An 883-nucleotide genomic window follows, 5' to 3' on the forward strand; every position below is an offset into this window, starting at 1 on the left:
CGCCGGCGCGGTCGCGCCGCTCAGGCTGCTGCCGGGACTGCCGCTGCCACGCACGGCGGCGCTGTCCGTCAGGCGGCCTCCGCCGCGGCCGTCAGCGCGCCGTGCAGCGATGCCGGCAGGATCTCCAACACGCGCTCGCGGATGCGCTGCGCGTAGCGCTCGGAGGTCATCTCCGGCATGGCGCGCAGCGCCAGCGCGATCGCGCGCAGGGTGTCCTGCTCCTCGCGCGCGGCGCGCAACTGCAGCTGCAGGGCAGGCGAGGCCGGATGCCGCTGCAGTTGCAGCAGGTCCAGCAGATACATGCGTGCATTGAGCAGGGCGCGACGCGGGTCGGCCGGTGGTGGTGGCGCGCTCGCGGCCACCGTTGCGGCGGCGACGCCGCGCCCATCGTCCAGGTAGCCCTGCTCCAGCAGCCCCTGCACGATCGCATCGGCGCCGCGGCCGCCCAGCGTGGCCAGTTCCTCGACGCTGCGCTGGCCGTCGGCCAGGATCAGCACGCGTCGCTGGCGCATGTCCAGCGGCGCATCGTGCGATTGCAGTGCCGCAAGGGCGAGGGCGGTCTTGCGCGGGTGCATGGCGGCGGGGTCGGTAGGCGCGCAGCGTGGCGCAGCGCGGTGAAATGCCGATGACAGTGGCGATGCGTCGGCGTGTCGGTGCCTGCAGCCGTCTTGTCATCGGCGTGATCGAACGCCCGGTTCAGGGCGCTGTGCCGAGCCGCGGCTGCGCGCTGCGTGTCGTCGCCGCAGCGCCGTGCAGCGCAAGCGCATGCACGCTAGCCTATGCGCTGGTCCAGTGAGGAAGTGCGATGAAGCCGATTCAACCAGGCGTGGCGGTGTTGCTGCTTGCGCTCGCCGCCTGCGACCGGCAGCCGCCCGCGCCGCCA

Annotated in this window: 1 protein-coding gene; it reads right to left on the minus strand. The window is 73.4% G+C overall.

Annotation, left to right across the window (positions count from 1 at the left end; translation table 11 throughout):
- Positions 1-68: 68 nt before the first annotated feature.
- Positions 69-575, minus strand: coding sequence for a hypothetical protein (locus tag D180_RS12940; RefSeq protein WP_017913118.1), 507 nt, complete (start codon positions 573-575; stop codon positions 69-71).
- Positions 576-883 lie beyond the last annotated feature (308 nt).

The organism is Xanthomonas sp. SHU 166 (assembly GCF_000364685.1).
In the GTDB taxonomy this organism is placed as follows: Bacteria; Pseudomonadota; Gammaproteobacteria; order Xanthomonadales; family Xanthomonadaceae; genus Xanthomonas_A; species Xanthomonas_A sontii.

What these genes read in the sequence shown, in the direction of transcription:
- D180_RS12940 (WP_017913118.1), bottom strand. Translation starts at nt 575, where the DNA reads ATGCACCCGCGCAAGACCGCCCTCGCCCTTGCGGCACTGCAATCGCAC.